Below are 570 nucleotides of genomic sequence, written 5' to 3'. Positions count from 1 at the left end.
CGTGCGCTCCAGGGATGCACCCTCGGGTAGCTGGATGACACCGATGAGATACAGCTTGTCCTGCATGGGGATGAATCCGCCAGGGACGGCCTTGAACACAGCTCCCGTCGCCACCAGTAGCGCGATGTAGACGAGAAACACCGCACCACGCCGCCCGAGGATGCGCGACACGCTGTTTCCATAGCCATCCGCGCTGCGCAGGAAGAAACGGTTGAACGGCCGGAGTATCCAGCCCAGACTGCGATCCAGCACCCGCGTGGGCAGGTCTGGCGCGGCACCATGCGGGCGAAGCAGGCGCGCGGCCAGCGCAGGCGACAGCGTCAGCGAGTTGATGGCCGAAATTACTGTGGAGATCGCAATGGTGACGGCGAACTGTTTGTAGAACTGCCCTGTCACGCCGGACAGGAATGCCATAGGCACGAATACCGAGCACAGCACCAGCGAGATGGCGACGATGGGGCCACTGACTTCGCGCATGGCCTGATGGGCCGCAGCCAGCGGCGCCAGCCCTTCGGCGATGTTGCGCTCGACGTTTTCCACCACCACGATCGCGTCGTCCACCACGATCCC

General features: G+C 63.9%; 1 protein-coding gene. It reads right to left on the bottom strand.

Annotated features, from left to right (window positions below; translation table 11 throughout):
* The coding region (locus DU29_RS01000000130830) for an efflux RND transporter permease subunit (RefSeq protein ID WP_033051180.1) at positions 1-570 on the bottom strand (570 nt) is incomplete at both ends.

This window comes from Pseudomonas sp. Ant30-3 (assembly GCF_000690905.1).
Classification (GTDB): domain Bacteria; phylum Pseudomonadota; class Gammaproteobacteria; order Pseudomonadales; family Pseudomonadaceae; genus Aquipseudomonas.
This window is presented reverse-complemented; position numbering and strand designations above follow the sequence as displayed.